This window comes from Prosthecobacter vanneervenii (assembly GCF_014203095.1).
GTDB lineage: Bacteria > Verrucomicrobiota > Verrucomicrobiia > Verrucomicrobiales > Verrucomicrobiaceae > Prosthecobacter > Prosthecobacter vanneervenii.
Genome location: NZ_JACHIG010000009.1, coordinates 110826 through 126992, shown reverse-complemented (window position 1 = coordinate 126992; position 16167 = coordinate 110826). Strand labels below are relative to the sequence as shown.

Here is a 16167-nt window from a genome sequence, read left to right as displayed (position 1 = left end):
ATTGTCCGACGTCTCTAACATTTCCCAAATCCGTGCCTCCTTTCCGGAGGAGGGCTTTTTTGCGGAGAAGGAATGGGTGCTTTCGCCAGAGGCCTTTGCGCTGGATGAGAAGACCGTGGAGCTGATCCGTGCTCTGGGCTCTGCGCTGAGGGCGTTTCAGCGGGCGTGCAACCGGTTGTACTTTCATGAGTCATATCCCTGGGTGGCGAAGCTGCTGGATCAGGGCAAGCCGCAGCGTGTTCTCGATCTAGGTCGGAATCCGCGCTGGCATGATGACCTGCCGCGAGTGCTGCGGCCGGATCTGGTGCTAACGGAAACGGGGGTGACGATTTCAGAGCTGGATTCACTGCCCGGCGGCATTGGTCTGACGGCGTGGCTGAATGAAACGTACGCGGCGCTCGGACAAGATGTCATCGGTGGCGGAGCCGGCATGATCGAAGGCTTTGCCGCTGCTTTTCCAAGTGAGGACATCCTCATCTCTCGTGAATCCGGCGACTACCTCCCTGAGATGAGCTGGCTGGCCGAGAGGCTGGGGCGGCGTGTGCTGCGGCCCTGGGAGGTGCAGCCTTATGAGCTCAATGGTGCAGCTATTTACCGTTTCTTTGAGCTGTTTGATCTCGAGAATGTGGAAAATGCCGATGTGATGCTGCGCATGGCGGAGCGTGGGGAACTGAGCTTCACGCCGCCGATCAAAGCCTTTCTGGAGGAAAAGCTGTGGCTGGCGCTGTTTTGGTCGCCCACGCTGGCTGGGTACTGGAAATCAGTGCTGAGTGCCGAACATCTGGCGCTGCTGCAGCAGTGCATTCCCATGGGCTGGGTGGTTGATCCTGTGCCGCTGCCGCCCTTTGCCGTGTGGCCCAAGCTCGACATCCAGAGCTGGCATGAGATGAAATCCTTTGGCGGCAAACTCCGGCAGTTAGTGCTGAAAATCAGTGGGTTTTCTGAACGCGGATGGGGCTCGCGCGGTGTGTTCATCGGCCATGATCTTTCCCATGAGCAGTGGGGCGCAGCGATTGATGAGGCGCTGGCCAGTTTCCCGAGCAATCCCTTTGTGCTTCAGGAGTTTCACCGTGCCAGGGTGGTCTCACATCCAGCGTGGGATGAGGACAGGCAGGCGACGCGCGCCATGCAGAGCCGGGTGCGGTTGTGCCCGTATTACTTTGCCACATCGGAGGAGGACCATGATCCTGCTCTCGGTGGCGTGCTGGCCACCGTTTGTCCGGCGGACAAAAAAATTCTCCACGGCATGCGGGATGCGATGATGCTGCCTTGCGCTGCGCGGTGAATTCCGCTCCAATAGCGGCACCATGAAGCTCCTTCCCGCTCTTCTGCTTGTCTCTTCGTCGCTTTTTGCTGCGGATCCCGTCGTTGTGAAACTCTGGCCTGGCGGAGCACCTGAAAAGCCGGGGGTGAAGATCGAGGCTGAAAAGGAGGTGCCGAAAAAGTCTGCGGAGGACGTGGTTCGCATCACCAATGTGACCGATCCTATGATCACGGTCTTCAAGCCTGAGAAGCCCAATGGCACTGCGGTGCTGGTATGCCCTGGTGGCGGCTATGGCATCCTGGCTTATGAACATGAGGGGTCTCAGGTGTGCGATTTCCTGGTGAAGCATGGTGTCACCGGCATCCTGCTCAAGTATCGCGTGCCAAAGCGCGACCCCAAAGATCCTGGCCGCGAGGCGCTGCAGGATGCACAGCGCGCCATGGGAATCATCCGCCATCGCGCTCAGGAGTGGGGGCTGAAGCCGGACCGCATCGGCATCCTGGGTTTTTCTGCCGGCGGGCATCTTACGGTCATGACGTCTCTGCATGCGAATGAGCGGACCTATACGACTGATCCCGCGCTGGATGTGGAGGATGCCACGCCGAATTTCGCCATTCCCGTGTATCCGGCTTACCTTGTGAGCAAAGATGACATCTCGCATCTTCTGCCGGGCTTTGAAGTCACGGCCAAATCGCCGCCCATGTGCCTTGTGCATGCCAATGACGATCCCTGGCCCGCCAGCGCCAGCGCCCTGCTCTACATTGAGTACAAGAAGCTTAACATCCCCTGCGAACTGCACATTTACGCCAAAGGCGGCCATGGCTTTGGCATGCGCAAGAGCGGCGGCCCTGTGAATGACTGGCCAGACCGTGTGGCCGAATGGATGAAATCCATGGGCTACATTCCCTGACCCCCCTCATCTGTGAGGTGGCTTGTGCACCACACTAGGGTATGGTGACGCTGTGCTGAAATGAAGACACGCAAGACTTCAACCACTGCGGTGCCTGCGCCCCCGCATGCGTTGCTGACCCCAGATTCCTACCGCACGGTGGTGGAGGATTTGACGGAGCTGATCTGCCGTTTTCGACCGGATGGCACCATCACGTATGTGAACGAGGTGTACTGCCGCTTTTTTGGCAAGACGCATGAAGAACTGATAGGCATGCCCTGGCAGCCTTCAGTCGTGGCAGACGATCTTTCTCTGATCGAGGGCCGGCTCCGAATGCTCTCGCCGAAGACTCCGGTGGTAGTGATTGAGAACCGGGTTTATGACGGCAAAAAGCGCGTGCGGTGGATGGAATTCGTCAACCGCGCCTTTTTTGACGCGCAGGGGCATTTGCAGGAGATGCAGTCGGTGGGGCGTGACATTACCGAGCGGGTTCAGGCAGAGCAGCGTTTGCAGGAAGGCGAGCAAAGGTGGAAGTTTGCCTTGGAAAGTTCTGGGTTTGGCGTGTGGGACTGGGATCTCGCGAGCAACAAGATCTTTCGTTCCAGCCAGTTCAAAATGATGCTTGGCTTTGGGGCCAATGAGTGGATACCCGGTTCAGAAAACGGCTGGCACCCCCTGGTGCATCCGGACGATCTGGCCGGAACAGAGAAGGCGGTGAATGACCACCTGACATGCAAATCGGACGATTTTGTCCATGAGTTTCGCATGCGGTGCAAAGACGGTTCGTGGAAGTGGGTGATGGGCCGTGGGAAAGTCATAGTGCGAGATGTGGAGAACCGTGCTCTGCGAATGACGGGGACCTTGGAGGACATTTCGCGGCGCAAGGCTGCTGAAGAGCGTGAGGCACACAATCTGCAGCTGATCGTCGAAGGGGCCCCATACACAGCCGTGCTGGAGGCCATTGTGCGCAGTGTCGAAGCGGGCAATCAGGGCATGCGCTGCAGCATCATGCTGGCAGATAAAACAGGCACCCGGCTGGAAATGGTCGCTGCTCCCAGTCTGCCAGAATATGTCAAAAAGGCCCTGGATGGCACTCCCATCTCGCCTGACATCGGCATCTGTGGGGTGGCCACCTTTACCGGCAAGCGAGTGATCTGTGCGGACATCCGCTCTGAACCTCGGCTGGAGGCCTACCACAGGCTCTCGGAAAAAGCCCGGCTGAGCTCCTGCTGGTCGGAGCCTGTAGTCAGTGGAACAGGGCAGGTGCTAGGTGCCTTTGCCTGCTATCGGCGGGAGATTCATAATCCAGACCAGGCAGAAATTCAGACGATCACTGCGGCAGCACGACTGGCGGCGCTGGCCATCGAGGGGGAGAAACGCCGGCTGGAACTCCTGGTGAGCGAGGAGCGCTATGCGCGAGCCATGCGCGCCACTACTGACGGCCTGTGGGACTGGAACCTCATCACGGGAGGAACTTACCTCTCGCCACGCTGGAAGCAGATGCTGGGCTTTGATGATGATGAGCCTCTAGGGACCGATCAGGAGGCCTTCATGTCTCGTCTGCATCCGGAAGACTGGCCGCGGGTGAAAGCTGCGAGACAGGAGCATTTTGACAAGCGGGTGCCCTACCAGGTGGAACTGCGGCTGCGAACCAAGAAAGGTGATTTTCGCTGGTTTCTCACCCGAGGAGAAGCCGACTGGGATGAGCAAGGCCAGCCCATACGCATGACGGGCACCATTTCGGACATCTCGGACCGGAAGCAGGCCGAACAGGCATTGCGTGAGAGTGAGCAGCGGTTCAGGGCTGTCTTTGAGCAGGCTGCTGTCGGTGTGGCAGAGATGGATACCGTCACCGGCCGCTTCTTGAACGTAAACCAGCGCATCTGTGAGATCAATCTGCGCACCCGGGCGGAGATGCTGAAGCTGACCTTCAAAGAGTTGACCTGCGCGGAGGATCTTCCTCGATCGCTGGAGCGAATGGAAGCTCTGAAAGCCGGAAAAATCCGCAATTACAACCTCGAGAAGCGCAACATCCTCCCGGATGGAACTGTGAAGTGGGTCAATCTTACCGTCTCACCCATGTGGCTGCCCGGTGAAGAGCCACTGCGTCATGTGGCGGTGGTGGAGGACATCACCGAGCGCAAACGCGTGGAGCAGGCGCTGCAGGAGAGCGAGCAGCGTTTCCGCGCTGTATTTGAGCAGGCGGCCGTAGGAGTGGCTGTCATTGATACGCCGACCGGGCGCTTTCTCAGCGTGAACCAGAGGATGTGCGAGATCAACCGTCGCAGCTCCGAGGAAATGCTGAAGCTGACCTTCATGGACATCACCTGCTCAGATGACTTGCAGGATGATCTCTCACAAATGGAAGCTTTGAAGGCTGGAAAGATCCCCAGCTTTAAACTGGAAAAGCGCAACGTGGGCCCTGATGGCGAGCAGCATTGGATTCATCTGACTGTTTCGCCGATGTGGCGCCCTGGCGAGCCGCCTTTGAGGCACATTGCTGTCGTCGAAGATATCACTGAGCGAAAGCAGGTGGAGCTGAATTATCTGCGGGAGCTGGCCTACAATCAGGCGCTGGTCAGCCATACATCTGCCTTTATTGCCGTGCTTGACCTCGAAGGGCGGTTTGTGCATGCAAACTCCGCATTCAGCGCCACGATGGGGTACGCGCAAGAGCAGATCATCGGCAAGACACCATGGGAGCTCGGGCTTATGGATGAGGCGGAGACGGCTCGCTCCCAGGAGCGCTTTGCCCGGCTGATGCGTGGGGAGGAAAATCCCCCTGCCGACTCTCGCATGAGGACAAAAAGCGGTGAATGGCGCTATGTGGAAATCCGCAGCACCGTCACACGCAAGCCTGATGGCACCTATGACCGTATCGTCGTCACCGGCACGGACATGACGGAACGCAACCGTCTGCAGCAGGAGGTGCTGCGCGTGGTGGAGCAGGAGCAGGCGCGCGTGGGCCATGACCTGCATGATGGTGTGGGCCAGACCATGACCGGCATCGTTTCGCTGGTGGAGGCGCTGGAGTCGGATCTTGCAGGAGATACCAGGCAGCAGGCCCAACGTATTCATGAACTGCTGCGCCAGTCGGTTTCTGAAGTGCGCCGCATGTCGCACGGACTTTCTCCCACAGGAGTCAAATACCGCGGCCTTGTGGGGGCGCTGCGACTGCTGGCTGAGACCGTGAGGACTAATTTTCGCACGCCTTGCGAGTGCAATGTGGACCCTGCCATTGCACCTCAGGCCAATGACATCGAGACGCATCTTTTCCGCATCGCCCAGGAGGCAGTGAATAATGCGCTGAGGCATGGCAAACCATCGCAGGTGAAAATTTCCCTTCAGCAGGTAGGCCCCAAGGAGGCGGAGCTGCGCATTGAGGATGATGGTGCAGGCATGAAAAAGCCCAAGTCCGGGAAGAAAAACGGGATCGGGGTTCGGGTGATGGATTACCGCGCCAACCTCATTGGGGCCCGGCTGACGATTAAAAACAAGGTCAAGCGTGGCGTGGTGGTGACCTGCCGCTTTGACATCGCCGCGGGCAAAAAATAAAACAGGCACGCAGCCTTGCGGCCACATGCCTGTTTCGATGGACGCAGAGCGCGTCGTGACAAGGTCAGATCAATGCTTCAGCAGCCATTCTGTGGTGCGTGGATTGAAGTCGCCCAGGCACTCCCAGTGGAAGGCATGGCCGGCATTGTCATAGAGATGCAGGTCTGCTCCCGGGATGGCGGCGGCCACTTCCTCGCTCATCCAGCGGGGGGTGAAGGTGTCGTTCTTGCCGCCGATCACCAGCGTGGGGCATTTGACGTTCTTGAGTTCATTGAGCGTGTTGTGCGTCATGGCGGCGGCGCTTTGTGCCTCGGTGGCGTGCACCGGCTGCGGGGCGGGGTTGATGGCGGCATCCTTCAGGCCCTGCTGCATGTTGTTCCAGCAGTCGTCGTTGTCGAACCAGGGCTTGGTGAAGATGAGCATCTGGATCCACTGCATGAAGTCCTCCGGACGCATGCTGGCCTTGGCCTTGATGAGGTGCTGCCAGGTGTAGAGGCCGAAGCGGTCCTGCCGCGCCCAGGTGCACATGAGGATCATGCTCTTCACCTTCTCCGGGTGGCGCAGCGCCAGCTGCTGGGCGATCACAGAGCCCAGGGAGCAGCCCACCACGCGGGCCTGCTTGATGCCCAGTTTGTCCATGAGTCCGGCGTAGTCGTCAGCCATCATGGCAGTGGTGTAAGGACCGGCGGGTTTGTCGGTTTCGCCCACACCGCGGTTGTCTCCCAGAATACAGCGGAAGTGCTTTTCCCATGCCTGCGCGTGTGCGTCCCACACACCACCGGGAGCGGTCACTCCCATGATGCAGACGAGCGGTTCGCCGCTGCCGCGTTCCTGATAAAACATCTTGATTCCGTTGGTTTCGACGTGGGGCATAGGAGTGGTGTTCTCGGTTGGGTGATTCGCTGTGTGCAGATCTCTGCTGCGCGGGGCAGATTCTGAACAGAGTACGCTGAAAGCAACAAGCAAAAATCACCTGTCGCCGCACGAACTTGGCGCATAATGGAGTCACGCCATGCCTGAAGCCCCCGTTTCTCCATCATCAACCGTTCCTCCCTGGGAAGCCAAAGCGCCAGTCACGAGGCGCGGCTTGTTTCGCAAGCTGTTGTTCTGGTCTGCTCTGGCAGCGCTCGTCCTCGTGATCGTTTATGCCCTGCAGCCGAGACCAGTGGAGGTGGAGACGGGTGTCGTGCACCAGGGGCCGCTGACGGTTTATGTGTCCGAAGAGGGCAAGACCCGCATCCGCAACCGCCACGTCATCGCCGCGCCGGTGGCTGGCAGCATGCAGCGGGTGACGCTGAAGCCGGGGGATGTCGTTAAAGCAGGCGAGACGGTGCTCACACGTATCGAGCCGGCTCTTTCTCCGCTATTGGATGCCCGCGCCCGCACCCAGGCCCAGGCACGTGTGGACGCCGCCATGGCCACACGCAGCCGTGCCAATGAAGATGTGGAGATGTCCCGTACCGCGCTGAAATACGCCCAGGCCAACTGGGACCGCGTCAAAAACAACACCGACAAAGGCACCATCAGCGACACCGACCGCGATACCTTTCAGCGCGAGGCTGAGATGAAGACGCGGGAGGTCCGCTCCACGGAGTTTGCCATGCAGGTGGCCGATTTCGAACTGGCTCAGGCCAAGGCAGCACTGGAGCAGATCGACAAACCTGGAGCCGGAGGCGCAGTGATCGATGTCCGGGCACCTGTCAGCGGTGTGGTGCTGCGGGTGCAGCAGGAAAGCGCCACGGTGGTGACGCCGGGCACTCCGATTCTTGAAATCGGCGATCCAACGGATCTGGAGATTGAGGCTGAGATTCTTTCCCGTGATGCGGTGACGATCAAGCCGGGTGCGCTTGTCACTGTCGATCAATGGGGGGGCGAAGAGCCTGCCAAGGCCCGCGTGCGTCGCGTGGAGCCCGCGGCTTTCACCAAAGTCTCCGCATTAGGTGTGGAGGAGCAACGCGTGCTCGTTTTGAGCGATTTTACCGAGCAGACACCTGCCCTGAAGTCCCTGGGAGATCGCTATCGTGTGGAAGTGCGCGTCGCCGTCTGGCACAGTGATGACACACTGCTGGTGCCTGCGGGAGCGCTCTTCCGCGAGGGTAGTGACTGGAAGACATTCGTTTATGACGCTGGCAAAGCCAGAGCGGTGGTGATCAAGGCCGGACGCACGGATGGCAAGCTGACCCAGGTGCTCGGAGGCCTCAAAAAAGGCGATGAAGTGCTGATGCATCCACCAGACACCGTGCGCGATGGCACCAGCGTGGTGAAGCGTGAGGAGTCTAAATAAAAAAGGCGGCCTCTTTCGAGGCCGCCCCTGGAGACAGATTCCGGTCACAGACTAGACCACCCAGCCAGCGCGGTAGTCGCGGGTCAGCCACTTGGCGTCGCCACCGCTGGTGTATTCGTGCTTCACTGGATCCCACTTCATGGAGCCGCCGTGGTAGTAGGCCTGGCTCATCAGATGGCAGGAGATGGCCGTGCTGGCGCCGATGGCCACATCGCAGATCGGCTTCTCGCGGGTCTTGATGGAGTTGAGCCAGTCTTCGTGGTGGTTCTTGGAGTTGTAGAGCTTCACCTTGGCATCAGCCAGGTATTCGCGCTCGGTCATGATGACTTCGCGGTCCAAGGAAGTGCCTTTGTCGGTTTCCTTGTCCCAGAACTTGTGGATGGTTTTGCCACCGAGTACGAGTTCGAACTTGCCACGGTTCACATGCACTTCGCCGTTGGCGCCGTAGAAGGAGACGCCGCGGCCCTTGCCATTGTGCAGAAGCGGAATGCCGCTGGCGTAGATGAGCTTGGCGCCGTCGTTGGCGTCTGCGAATTTTTCCGGTGCGATGATTTCGACCGGACCGTGCTCATCTTCCCCCAGGCCCCATTGGGCGATGTCGATGTGGTGGGCACCCCAGTCGGTGATCATGCCGCCGCCAAACTCGCGGGTCATGCGCCAGGCAGGGAAGTGGTTGTGCACGCCACGCGGGCTGAGAATGCTGCTGTAGGGCACCAGTGGGGCCGGGCCGCACCACATGTCCCAGTCGAGGCCGGGCTCCATGGGCTCCTCAGGATTGGCATTGGGCTTGGCAGGGGCGCCGAATGCGGTTTCAACACGGTCGATCTTGCCGATGATACCGTTGCGAATGAGTTCTGCTGCCACACGGAATTCCTTGCTGGAGCGCTGCTGGGAGCCGGTCTGAAGGATGCGTTTGTTGCTGCGCACGGCATCGATCAGGGTAAGCGCCTCGTGGATGTTGTGGGTGAGCGGCTTTTCGCAGTACACGTCTTTTCCTGCTTTTAACGCCGCAATCGCGATGAAGGCATGCCAGTGGTCCGGTGTGGCGATCACCACCGCGTCGATGTCCTTGCGCTCCAGCAGCTTGCGGAAGTCGCCATACGCCTCGCAGCCTTTATAATTGGCGGCCTTGTCCTTGGCATAGCGTTCTTCGACCGTTTTTTTGGCATGTTCGCGACGGTTGGTGTCCACATCGCAGACGGCCACGATCTGGACCTCCTTGCGGCCCAGGAAGTTGCCGAGGTGGCCGCTGTTCATTTTGCCCATGCCGATAAAGCCCAGCGTGAGGCGTTCGCTGGGAGCGGTTTCTGCGCTCCAAACGTGAGAGGGGAGGATGAAGGGGGCTGCTGCCGAGGCGGCGGCGACCTTGAAGAACTGACGACGAGAAGCTGCAGTTTGCATGGTTGATAGGAAGGTGGGGCTCTAGGGTGGAACAGTACTGTCCGTTTGCCAAGTCTCTTGCACTTGCCGTCGGCGTGGGTATTCGGCAGCATGGATTTTTCAAAACAGCGCCTGGGCCAGCTTATCGTCGTTTCCGGCCCTTCCGGCACCGGCAAGACCACGCTGGCGCGCAAGGTGTGTGACCGCGGCGAGGCCGTTTTTTCTGTCTCCTGCACCACACGAGCCCCTCGTCCGGGTGAGGTGGACGGCAAAGACTACTTTTTCCTGACCGAGGAGGACTTCCTTGCGCGCGTGGAGCGTGGCGAGCTCTTTGAATATGCCCGTGTTCATGGCCGCCTCTACGGCACGCTGAAAAGCTACGTGTATGAAAACCTCCAGCGCGGAGTGGACGTCATCATGGACATCGACGTCCAGGGGGCCATGCAAGTGCGCGCCTGCGAGGACGATCTGGTGAAGCGCTGCCTGCTGGAGATCTTTGTCATGCCGCCGAGTTTGGACGAGCTTAGAAACCGCCTCTCCGGCCGTGCCACGGAGGATGCCGCCGCTTTTGAACTGCGTATGCAGAATGCGGCGGCGGAGATGGAGCACTGGCGGAAATACGGCTACGTGCTCGTCAGTGGCACGCGGGAGGACGATGCGCGGCGGTTTGATGCCATCCTGGAAGCCGGGCGCATGCGCACCAGCCTCTGGTGATCAGCGCAAAATGTCCGCATCCTTGAGCGCTGGAAATTGTGCCCGCCAGTCGCGCACGATGGCGGTATCGAGCTCTGCGCAGATGACGCGCTCTTGCTCAGCGGCATCGGCAATGATGATGCCGTGCGGGTCCACGACAAGGCTGCGACCTGTGTAGGTGAACTGGGGATCAGTGCCGCAGCGGTTCACACCGATGACATAGGCTTGATTTTCGATCGCCCGTGCCTGCAGCAGCGTGATCCAGTGCTGGATGCGTTTCACAGGCCAGGCAGCGATGTAGATCAGCACCTCTGCCCCACTACGCACGGCCTTGCGTGCGAGTTCCGGAAAGCGCAGGTCATAGCAAATCATCGGAGCGATGCTTAGCCCCTGCCATTCAAAGAGGCTGCCGCCTATGCCTGCCTCGTGGACCTCAGCTTCACCGCCAAAGGTGAAGGGATAATTCTTGGTGTAGCGGGCCAGGATGCTTCCGTCCGGGGAGATGGCCACGGCCTGGTTCATGCCACGCCCATTGCCGGCCTGGGTCACGACGCCGCCGATCACACAGCATTGGTATTGCTCTGCCAACTCTCGCAGCAAATGCTCAGTGGGACCGTTTTCGGGTTCAGCCGTCACCGCCACGTTCATGCTGAAGCCGGTGGAAAAGGTCTCTGGCAGGATGATTAAAGATCCTGGCTCTGGATTGGCGCTGGCAATCAGCCTGCGTGCCTTGTCATGATTAGCAGGGCGGTTTTCCCAGACGGGATCGAGTTGGACGAGGAAAGTTTTCATAGGCGTTCCTGGCGTGCTCCGGGGCGGAGGCGCTCGGCGGATTCGGAGCTGGTGCGGGCGCGCACCCCAATGAAGCCGCTGGCAGAGAGAATCGACAGGCCGCAGATAATCGCAAACATGTCGAAGGACATAAACTTGATCATCCCAAAAGCCAGGGAAGGGGCAATGAGGCCGCGCACGCCAGTGAGAAAGGTGTGCACGCTCATGTACTCTGCCACGGCGTGCTTCGAGGCCAGCTTGGTAACCCACAGCGCCCAGGTGACATTGCCTCCCGCATTGGCCATGCCCCACAGTCCCATGCCCAGAGTCCACCAGAAGAGGTTGTGTCCCAGGTAAAAACACAGGATGCCGGCGGCAAAGAAGACATTCAGCACGGCACGCACGGTGAAGAGGTGAAAGTGGTCATACACCAGCCCCCAGGGGTAGGAGAAAATGACACGCGCCAGCACCGGCACCACACCTGTGATCCACGCGACGTCAAACTCGCTCAGATTGATGCCATGGCTCGGGTTCGCCAGATACTCGACGAAAAGGCAGGCCGCGGCGAGGTTTCCGATGCCCATGATCATCCATGAGATAAGCAGAGTGCGGAAATCTTCATCCTCCCGCACCCAGCGCATGGAGCTCCACAGGCTGGTGCTGGAGTTTTCCGGGGCCTCCCACTGGGTGACGGGCAGGCCATAGGTCCAGAAACCGGAGATGAAGCCACTGGCCGCAAAAGCCCAGAGAAGCCAGGTGTAGTTTCCGAGGTGCCATCCCAGCAGCTTGCCTCCGACAAAGCCAAAGCACATGGCCGCAGCCGCACGCGTGACTCCGGTGACCGCGTAGAGTTTGCCTCGTCTGGCAGCCGGGTAGTTGATGCGGTAGATCTGCGTCAGCAGCGGGATTTGCATCGTGAAGCAGAAAAGGCCCAGGCTGAGGCCGCCAATGTAGAGAAAGGCATTCTGCGGAAAGGCTGCTGAAACCGCCATGCAAGCTCCGCCGAGGATCTGAACCTTGGCCGCCGTGTGCGCGATGGTGCTCCTGGCGCGCAGCAGCAGGGGGACGACAAACAAGCTGGCCACCATGCCGCCGCTCGTGGCACTGAGAAAGACGGACTTGCCCACATCTCCCATGTGAAACACCCGCACGGCGATCAGCATGCCGAAGGTGGCGGTCAGGGTATCGATGACGCCAGAGGGGATGGAGCGCCACAGTTCGTTGCGCAGGGTCCGGCTGGTGGTGATGGCGTCCGCTTCATTCACGCGGCCTATTCGCATGAACAAAGATGCGCGTCCAGCACGGAGGCTGGCCGCGCATCGCGGGGAAGAAAAGAACAAAAAGCGCAAGCCGCCTTAGGGCGGTGATCAGGCGGCCTTCTTGGCCTTCTTGGCCGGTGCCTTGGCTGCGGGCTCTTTGACGGCCGGCTTTTTCACCAGCTTCGGCGCGGGCATCGGGACGACGGTCAGCCACTCCTGATAGTGCACCCAGCTGTCGCTGCCTTCATCGCGGAGGTAGTCGGACTCGGCCAGGATTCCACGCTTTTGGAAATCAAGGATTTCCTTCTTGGAGAAGGGGCCAAATTCGACGAAGGAGCGGCTGAGATAGACAAGGTCTTTCATGGTGTGCTTTGTATTGGTTTTAGGTTTTGGGGGGGGAGGGGCCGTAACATCACTCACCATGTGGAACAAGCAGCAATCTTGCCACAGTTCCACAATATGTGGAGGCCGCTTCTTGGAGGGGGGATTTTTTGATTTCATCAAATCATGTCCGCTTGCGGCTCCTCATAGTGGGCTCTAGTTTGTATGAGTATTAATGATTATTTGCCTCGAATCCTCCGTCCTGGGTGGGTACCTCTCCAATGAAGTACCCGGCTTGGTGACAGGTGTGTTGCATCTTGCAGGGCAAAATCAGTCCATTCGTGTCGAACTTGTGGGCAATTTTTTGCGGGACATCGCGGGTTGCCGTGTGGATTTCCATAATCCACTGCCAGATGCCAATGAGAGCCTGGTTGGCTCCATCTCCACCCTGCAGCATGGCTACAGCGGGCTGATGACCGCCTCCTACCGTGTGGCCAAGCTGCCACGACGTAAATCACAGTCTGGCTCAGGGCCCTCGCTGCCAGATCCTCCCGGGCTGAAAAATCTGCTCTTCTTTGAGTGGTTCAATCACGAGCATCAGCGCATCCTCATCCAGTCCTGGCACCTGCAACTGCGAGTCTCCCCGCCCCGCTGGCAGCTTACCAAGGAGGAGGAAGCCTCTCTGCTGCGCCAAAATCGTGCCCGGCGGAAGCATTTTCTCCTCGGCTCCGGCCGCAACGCCAAACCAGCAGACGCGCTCCACAGCCCTGGTTTTGATGATCCTTTCCAGCCCACCAAGCCCGGCTCAGATCCCTTCGGCGCTGTCAAAAATGATTCTGCCATCCAGCCGCCGCACAACCTACCGGCCAAGCCTCAGAGCAAAAGCATGGACCCCGTCACACGTTCTGCGGCTCTGGCCAAGGAGCTGCGGCGCTTTCAGAGCCTGCTGGTCTTTAATGAGGAGGTGCGAACCAGACCTGCGGTGCTGCGGCTGCTCTCCACTGTGGCTGATCTGGCGGCGCATTTGATCCATGTGCTGTGTCAGTTTGCCGAAGTGGAAAAAGACCAGTGGCAGTTTCTTGTGGTTGATCTGGAGCAAAGTCTTCCCCTTTTTGCCGCAGCTCTCAATGCCACGGACAAACTGGTGCAGCAGCATCCGCAAGGTGCGGACATGGAATGGCTGGCAGGTGTGCAGGCCAGTCTGCTCAATATCGAGCTGCGCATGCGCGAACTGCTAGGCCTGCTGCGCTGAAGACGACGCGGGGTTGATCCTTTGGGAGCTTGCGTCTAGCATGCGGCATGCGTCTTTCACACTATGCTCTAGCTCTTACCATAATTCTTCTCGCCATCACCGGCTATCTGGCCTGGGAGGCCCAGGAAGAAGCCAAGGGAGCGCGCAAGGAGCTGGAACTGGTGCGCAAGCAGCAGGCTGCCCACGAAGCTGCCATGCCAGCAAAACCAGTGACTGTAGCTGAACTGCCGCCGCCACCTGTCGCGCCTCCTCCTTCTACTGTGCCACCGCTCGCAGGCAGCAGCCTGATGCCGGGCACTCCAGCTCCTCTTCCGTCCCCTCCTCCTGCCGCAGCGCCGCTGACAGATCTGCAAAAGCAGATTCTCGGAATGCCAGCCTTTGCCAAAGTGGTGGAATCTCACACCGACCAGGGCTTTGCCGTGATCAATGTCGGCAAGGACAAGCAACTCACTCCGGGAATGAAATTTGATGTGCGCCGGGGCAACGGTCTCGTTGGTCGCGTCAGCGTGGGTGAGACGATCGAGGCTGCGGAGGCCGTGGTGGATATTGACAACACCATTGTCATCCCCGGGGTGCGGATTGAAGCCGGAGACGAGCTGATTCTGCCAGTCCGCAAGTAACGATCCCTCAGATGCCACGTGAACGACTCGATCTGGCCCTGCTCAAACTGGGCATCGTGCCATCTCGCGAACAGGCGAAGCGCCTCATCATGGCCGGAGAGGTCAGTGTCATGGGAAAGCGTATCACGCAGCCGGGATGGCTGGTTAAGGATCATGAACAGATCGTCGTGCGGGAACGCCCCAAGTTTGTCAGCCGAGGCGGGTTGAAACTGGAGGGCGCGTTGCAGCACTTTGGCATTGATGTCGCCGGCATGACCTCCCTCGATGTGGGTGCCTCCACAGGAGGTTTCACAGACTGCCTTCTGCAGCGTGGTGCGGTGAAGGTGTTCGCCTATGATGTCGGCACCAACCAGCTCGCGTGGAAGCTGCGCAGTGATCCCAGGGTGGTCTCACGGGAGCAGTTCAACCTCCGGCACATGCGACCCGAGGATGTGGGGCAGGACGTGGACATTTTGGTCGCAGACTTGTCCTTCATCTCCCTCACGCTGGTGCTTCCTGCAGTTCTTCAAGTGCTGCGTCCTGGTGGGCATGCTGTGGTGCTGATCAAGCCGCAGTTTGAGCTGAGCCGGGAGGAAATTGGTGCGGGAGGCATTGTGCGAGAGCCGGAACTCCACGCCAAAGCCTGTGCGCGGATCGAGGATTTTGTGCGGTCCCAGCCGCATCTTGAGTGGCGGGGAATGACTGAGTCGACCATTCAAGGGACCGACGGCAACCGAGAGTTTCTGGCTTGGATCGGCAAGCTACAGTGATTTGTGAGATGGAATTCAGTGGAGTGTAAGGTCTTGCGCCTTTCTCACATTTGAGACTCTAATACGCATATTTCGCGTGATTTCGATAATTTCTGGTTGCTTTCCGGCAATAATTATCATAATTTATTATTATTCGCAGAAACAATTATGAAATTTGCCTCACAAACTTCCTCGCTCCGCAGAACGCGCTCTGCGTTCAGCCTGTCTGAAGTCCTCATGGTTGTGGCCATCATAGGTGTGATGGTCGGCATTGTGGTGCCAATGCTGAATCAAAATGATGCGGTGTATGCCGCCCGTGATCGTCGTAATGCGCAGGAACTTTGCTCCACTTGTGCGGTTGCCCAAGCGGCGGGTGTGAACTTTGTGCAGGATGAAAGCGTGATTGATACCGTGCGCTCGATTGTGCGTGGCGGCATGTCCGTAAATGGCGCCATGCGTGGCCGAGTTTTTGTGGTGCCCGGATTGAGCGAAGAAGACATGGTGGGGGCCTCCAAATACCTTCGTGTCAAGGATGGTCAGTTGATGTATTCGCCTACTGACGCGGGCAGTGGTGGCGGCGGCAGCGGCAACCAGCAGTTGTAACCGACTTTTTGTGCGGGAGGGAGGGCTCGGAACTGATGCAGGCTGGCGCACGATAGGCAGCGTGATTTGCCTTGCCTGCACCCCGGCTTGCTACCAGCATGCGCCCTTCATGAATTCTGCATTCTTCAAAAAGAACTGGTACTTTTTCACCCCGGCGGTCATTGTCGTCGTTCCGGCGCTGATGATGGCGTACAGCACTGTCAATTACGGCTACCCGATCTCCGAGTCCCTGAACTCAGTGATGCATTATGGCTCCACGGGCACGCGTTATGCCATGGGATTTTCCGAGCGGAATTTTAAGATGGTGCGGCCGGGCATGGATGGCAGGGCTGTCTTTAATCTCCTGAGAGTGCCCATGGAAGGAAACAGCCCTGGGGCAGAAGTCACCAAATGGCGCTACAGCCTGCCCGCCAGCGGGGTCAAGTATTACCATGAGAGGAGTGTCGTCATGGCGATGGACAAAAACGGCATCCAGAGGGTGAAAGAGACCATCAGTCATTTTCATCCGGTGAATTGATTCATGACTGAAACAGGCGAGAATGCCGCAC

The 16167-nt window shown here is 59.0% G+C and carries 15 protein-coding genes; 10 read left to right on the top strand and 5 right to left on the bottom strand.

The genetic code is table 11. The features are described 5' to 3' along the window. Position 1: 1 nt before the first annotated feature. From HNQ65_RS19255 to HNQ65_RS19245, 3 genes are read left to right on the top strand one after another with little or no spacing between them, the layout of a single operon-like run. Positions 2–1285: a hypothetical protein gene (locus HNQ65_RS19255; protein WP_184342018.1), complete on the top strand. Its 1284-nt coding sequence runs from the start codon at positions 2–4 to the stop codon at positions 1283–1285. A 22-nt stretch (positions 1286–1307) separates the two neighbouring features. Further along, entirely contained in the window at positions 1308–2174 is an 867-nt protein-coding gene (locus HNQ65_RS19250; RefSeq protein WP_184342016.1) for an alpha/beta hydrolase, read from the top strand. 60 nt (positions 2175–2234) lie between these two features. After that, positions 2235–5708: a PAS domain S-box protein gene (locus HNQ65_RS19245; protein WP_184342014.1), complete on the top strand. Its 3474-nt coding sequence runs from the start codon at positions 2235–2237 to the stop codon at positions 5706–5708. A 69-nt stretch (positions 5709–5777) separates the two neighbouring features. Here HNQ65_RS19245 and HNQ65_RS19240 read toward each other — a convergent pair whose 3' ends face one another. Next, positions 5778–6581 carry an alpha/beta fold hydrolase gene (locus tag HNQ65_RS19240; RefSeq protein WP_184342012.1) on the bottom strand — a complete coding sequence of 268 codons (804 nt, stop codon included), beginning with the start codon at positions 6579–6581 and terminating at the stop codon, positions 5778–5780. A 139-nt stretch (positions 6582–6720) separates the two neighbouring features. Here HNQ65_RS19240 and HNQ65_RS19235 point away from each other — a divergent pair, with 139 nt between their 5' ends. After that, a complete protein-coding gene (locus HNQ65_RS19235) occupies positions 6721–7992 on the top strand; it encodes an efflux RND transporter periplasmic adaptor subunit (RefSeq protein ID WP_184342010.1) in 1272 nt (423 codons plus the stop codon). 51 nt (positions 7993–8043) lie between these two features. On the opposite strand, the gene HNQ65_RS19230 is transcribed toward HNQ65_RS19235, so the two are convergent. Next, the gene (locus HNQ65_RS19230; protein ID WP_184342008.1) at positions 8044–9393 is read right to left on the bottom strand and encodes a Gfo/Idh/MocA family protein; all 1350 of its coding nucleotides are present in this window, start codon (positions 9391–9393) and stop codon (positions 8044–8046) included. Positions 9394–9483: 90 nt separating this feature from the next. Here HNQ65_RS19230 and gmk point away from each other — a divergent pair, with 90 nt between their 5' ends. Further along, positions 9484–10086, top strand: a complete 603-nt coding sequence (gene gmk / locus HNQ65_RS19225; RefSeq protein WP_184342006.1) for a guanylate kinase — start codon at positions 9484–9486, stop codon at positions 10084–10086. On the opposite strand, the gene HNQ65_RS19220 is transcribed toward gmk, so the two are convergent. From HNQ65_RS19220 to HNQ65_RS19210, 3 genes are all read right to left on the bottom strand, one after another. Next, positions 10087–10857: a carbon-nitrogen family hydrolase gene (locus HNQ65_RS19220; RefSeq protein ID WP_184342004.1), complete on the bottom strand. Its 771-nt coding sequence runs from the start codon at positions 10855–10857 to the stop codon at positions 10087–10089. It lies immediately after the preceding gene. Next, positions 10854–12116, bottom strand: coding sequence for an MFS transporter (locus HNQ65_RS19215; RefSeq protein ID WP_184342002.1), 1263 nt, complete (start codon positions 12114–12116; stop codon positions 10854–10856). The genes HNQ65_RS19220 and HNQ65_RS19215 overlap by 4 nt, the downstream gene beginning before the upstream one ends. Before the next feature lie 87 nt (positions 12117–12203). Continuing rightward, positions 12204–12458: a hypothetical protein gene (locus tag HNQ65_RS19210; RefSeq protein WP_184342000.1), complete on the bottom strand. Its 255-nt coding sequence runs from the start codon at positions 12456–12458 to the stop codon at positions 12204–12206. 193 nt (positions 12459–12651) lie between these two features. Between HNQ65_RS19210 and HNQ65_RS19205 the strand changes: the two genes are divergently transcribed. The 5 genes from HNQ65_RS19205 (at position 12652) to HNQ65_RS19185 (ending at position 16136) form a co-directional block, all read left to right on the top strand. After that, positions 12652–13668: a hypothetical protein gene (locus tag HNQ65_RS19205; protein ID WP_184341998.1), complete on the top strand. Its 1017-nt coding sequence runs from the start codon at positions 12652–12654 to the stop codon at positions 13666–13668. Between the two features lie 47 nt (positions 13669–13715). After that, positions 13716–14288 carry a hypothetical protein gene (locus HNQ65_RS19200; RefSeq protein WP_184341996.1) on the top strand — a complete coding sequence of 191 codons (573 nt, stop codon included), beginning with the start codon at positions 13716–13718 and terminating at the stop codon, positions 14286–14288. A gap of 11 nt (positions 14289–14299) precedes the next feature. Then, a complete protein-coding gene (locus HNQ65_RS19195) occupies positions 14300–15037 on the top strand; it encodes a TlyA family RNA methyltransferase (protein WP_184341993.1) in 738 nt (245 codons plus the stop codon). A 147-nt stretch (positions 15038–15184) separates the two neighbouring features. Beyond that, positions 15185–15619, top strand: coding sequence for a type II secretion system protein (locus HNQ65_RS19190; RefSeq protein ID WP_184341991.1), 435 nt, complete (start codon positions 15185–15187; stop codon positions 15617–15619). Positions 15620–15728: 109 nt separating this feature from the next. Beyond that, positions 15729–16136 carry a hypothetical protein gene (locus HNQ65_RS19185; RefSeq protein ID WP_184341988.1) on the top strand — a complete coding sequence of 136 codons (408 nt, stop codon included), beginning with the start codon at positions 15729–15731 and terminating at the stop codon, positions 16134–16136. Positions 16137–16167 lie beyond the last annotated feature (31 nt).